We start from the raw sequence: 3,930 nt of genomic DNA on the forward strand, positions 1-3,930 counted from the left end.
GGGGCCGAGTGCGCTCAGGAGGGGTCAGCCGCCAGCAGCCTGCGTGCCAGGCCGGACGGGGTCGGCTCCTCGAAGATGTCCTTGAGCTTGAGCCGTACCTCGGTCACCCGCTTGATTTCCTGAAGCAGTTTGACGGCCAGCAGCGAGTGCCCGCCGTGGGCGAAGAAGTGGCTGTCGGGGCCCATGTCGGAGCGGCTCAGCATGGCGTTCCACAACGACACGAGGGTGTCGACCAGCTCGTTCCCGCTCTCCGCGGGCAGTCCCGGCTCCTCCGTGACGGTCTCGGCGCCGCGCAGCTCCTGGGCCAGCCGGCGCAGCGCCGGGTAGTCGACCTTGTCGTTTCCGGTCATCGGGAAGGCGTCCACGGCCACGTACTCCTGGGGGGTGGCGGCGTACGGGAGGGACGCGCTGGCGTGCACCCACAACTCCGAGCCAACGTCCGGCCGGTCCGGCGCCACCACGAAGGCCCACAGGACGGCGTCGGCGCTGGGGTCGCCGACGATCACGACCGCAGCGGCGCGTACGTCCGGGTGGGTCAGCAGCACGCCCTCGACCTCGGCCAGCTCAATCCGGTTGCCGCGCAACTTGACCTGGCGGTCGAGCCTGCCGAGGATCTCCAGCCGGCCGTCGTGCGCCCATTGGGCCAGATCGCCGGTGCGGTAGAACCGCCCGTACGAAACGTGCTCGCCGAACCGCTCGGCGGTCAGGTCGGGGCGGCCGTGGTAGCCGACGGCCACGCCGTCGCCCGCGATGCACAGCTCGCCGCGCGTCCCGATCGGCAGCGCGCGGCCGGCCGGGTCGGCGACGTACACCTTGGTGTTGGCGATCGGCACGCCCACGTCGACGCGGTCCGCGGCGGCGTCGACGCGTCCGGCGGTGGACCAGATCGTGGTCTCGGTGGGGCCGTACACGTTGGACAGCTCACAGCCCGTCGCGGCCAGCTTCCCGGCCAGGACGGCGGGCAGCGGCTCACCGCCGCAGAGCACGCGGCGGCCGGCGAGCAGGCCCGCGACCTGGTCGATGACGAGGCGCCAGGTGGTCGGCGTGGCCTGGACGATGGTCACGTCGTAGCGCCGCAGGGCGTCGGCGAGCGGTTCGCCCTGCGTGCGGGCGTCGTCCGGGGCGACGGCCAGCCGGCCGCCGGCCGCCAGGGGCAGGAACAGCTCCAGCGCGGAGATGTCGAAGCTGAACGTAGTCAGCCACAACATGGTGTCCCCGGCGCCCGCCGCCAGCTGGTCCGCGAAGTGGGCGATCAGGTTGGCGAGGGCACGATGGTCGATCAGGGTGCCCTTGGGCAGCCCGGTGGAGCCGCTGGTGTAGATCAGGTACGCACGGTCGTCCGGCGCGACCGGGCTGGGCGGCGGCACCGTACCGGAGACCGGTGCCACCGAGTCGACGTTCACGAGCGGCAGGACCGTACGCTCGCCGGGAACGGTGACGCCTTCTCCGGCGAGCACCACGACGGCCGCCGAGTCGTCGAGCTGGTGGCCGAGCCGCTGCTCGGGGTGGTCGGGGTCGAGCGGCAGGTACGCCGCGCCGGCCAGCCATACGCCGAGCGCCGCCGCGGCCAGCTCGGGCCCGCGCGGCGCGAGCAGTGCGACGACGTCACCCCGGCCCGTGCCGGCGGCAAGCAGCAGGTCGCGGGTGGCCTCGGCGGCGGCCCACAGGCGGCGCAGGCCGATCCGGCGGTCGCCGTCGAGGACCGCGACCGTGTCCGCCTCGGGAGCGGCGAACACCCGATCGGCGATCATCTCCAGCACGGTCGCGGGTGTCACCGTGCGTTCGGTGGCGTTGGCCTGCTCGATGACCGCCCTGTCTCGTTCGCACCAGACGGACACGTCCGCCAACGCCGTGTCCGGCCCCGCAGCGAGCGTGACGAGCAGTTCGTCGAAGCGGGCGAGCAGCAGCTCCACCTCGGCCCTGCCGAGGACGTCCACGCAGAAAGCGGCCCTGATCTTGATCGCCTCCGGCGTGGAGGTGACGAAGAACTCCAGGTCGAACTTGCTGGAGCCGTTCTCGATCACCACCTGCGCGGCGGGCATGCCGTCCAGCGTGAACGCGGCGCCGATGTCGGCGGGGACGTAGTTGAAGGTGTGCCGGAAGAGGTTGTTCCGCCAGCCGTCGCGCGGCACGAGCTCCAGCAGGTCGTCCACCGGGTAGTCGGCGTGCGCCATGGCCTCCATGAACGTGCGGCGGGTCAGCCGGGCGTGCTTCCTGAAACTCTCCGCCCAGTCGACCCGGGTACGCAGGGTGAGGACGTTGATGTGGTAGCCGAGCCGCGCGCCCGCGTCGGGGGTCCGTACGCTGATCGGTGAGCCGATCGTGAGGTCGGGGCCGGCGCCGTGAGCGGCGAGCAGCACCCCGTACGCGGCCAGCAGGATGACGGATTCGGGCGACCGCAGCTCGGCCTGCATGCGCCGGGCCGCGTCGCGGGCGGCGGGAGACAGCTCCCAGTTGATCACGTCGCCGGCGAGGGTGACCTGCGACGCCTCCGGCTTCTCGCACCACAGGTCCAGCTCGCCGGCGCGGAACCCGTCCAGCTTGTCGCGCCAGAACGCCGCGCTGCGCGGATCCGCGGCCGGTTCACACCAGACCGGCGCCACCTCCAGCGCCGGCGATTCGCCTGCCGCCATCGCGTTGTAGAGGGCCGCGAGCTCGCCGAGCAGCAGCGCCGACGACAGGCCGTCGAAGATCGAGTGATGGATCGCCAGGCAGTAGACCTCGCCCGCCTCCTCCTCGACGACCGCGGCGCGCACGAGCAACTCGCCGTCCGCGTGGAACGGCCGCGCGAGGAACCCCGTCAGCCACTCCCGCGTGCCACCGCCTTCCTCGAGCCGCAACTCGACCGCCTCTGGCGGCAGGACCTCCCGCATCATCGCCTCGGTCTCGATGCGGAAGACCGTGCGCAGGATCTCGTGACGGCGCAGCAGGCGGGTCATCGCGTCCAGCACGAGGGGCCGCCGCAGCGGGCCCGCCACGGTGAAGGCCACGCTCAGGTTGTTCACCCCGGTGCCGGGGACGAGCTCTTCCAGCAGCCACAGAGCCTGCTCCTTGCGCGTGGCCCGCTGGCCCAGCATCTGCTCCATGGTCATCGCTCCAGCAGCTCGGTGACGGCGCGGGCGACCTCGTCGGACCTGAGCAGCTCGTCGTGGCCCTCCTCGAAGCAGAGCTCCTTGGCCACCAGGACGGCGTCGGTGCCGGCGCGCAGCCGGTTCAGGCCGTTGTTGGGGTTGGACGAGCTCAGCGCGGTGCCTCGCCGCCAGCCGTCCCAGGGGTCGATCAGGTCGGCGTAGGTCAGGTAGGACAGGAAGGCGCTGAAGGTGGCCCACATCTCCTCGGCGTATTCCTGGTCGAGACCGGCCCTGATGAACGCGTTGTGGCCGACGTCGCGGAAGGTGTGGAAGAGCCGCGAGGCGTACTGCTCGACCGTGATGCCTTCCTCCTCGGCCACCCGATCCATGGTCTCCCTGGTCAGGGCGATGTCCTCGGCGCTGAGGATCGTGGACAGGACCGAGAAGACCTTGTCGAACTGGAAGTAGACGTTCTCCAGGCTCGTGGGCTCCGGATCGAAGACGATCAGCTCGGGCGGCGCATCCTGCAGCTCGGCCAGCGCGTCGACGAGCTCGGCCGCGTAGACGGCGCCCACGCAGTAACCCATCACCGCACGGACCGTCATCCCGCTCTCCTTGACGGGCTCCAGCCAGGACCGGACGTACGCGGCACCGCCGATGCCCGAGTCGGGCGCCACGGCGGGCGGGGCGACGTGCCAGTACGTGGCGTCATAGGCCAGTCGCTTCACCAGGTCGGGGAAGCCGGCCTCGATGCGGCCGGTTTCCGTGAAGTCGACGCAGAGGACCAGGTCCGTCGATGAGTGCGATTCGTGGAGTTTCGTCCACGTGGTTACCAGGTTCATGCTCACTTTCCTTCTGC

At 71.2% G+C, this 3,930-nt stretch carries 2 protein-coding genes; both read right to left on the reverse strand.

The window, feature by feature from the left end; all coding sequences use genetic code 11:
- Positions 1 to 14: 14 nt before the first annotated feature.
- Positions 15 to 3,086, reverse strand: a complete 3,072-nt coding sequence (locus tag OHA25_RS56990; protein ID WP_327585117.1) for a non-ribosomal peptide synthetase — start codon at positions 3,084 to 3,086, stop codon at positions 15 to 17.
- Positions 3,087 to 3,088: 2 nt separating this feature from the next.
- Positions 3,089 to 3,913, reverse strand: a complete 825-nt coding sequence (locus OHA25_RS56995) for a hypothetical protein (RefSeq protein WP_327585118.1) — start codon at positions 3,911 to 3,913, stop codon at positions 3,089 to 3,091.
- Positions 3,914 to 3,930: the final 17 nt, after the last annotated feature.

It is taken from the genome of Nonomuraea sp. NBC_00507, from assembly GCF_036013525.1.
In the GTDB taxonomy this organism is placed as follows: domain Bacteria; phylum Actinomycetota; class Actinomycetes; order Streptosporangiales; family Streptosporangiaceae; genus Nonomuraea.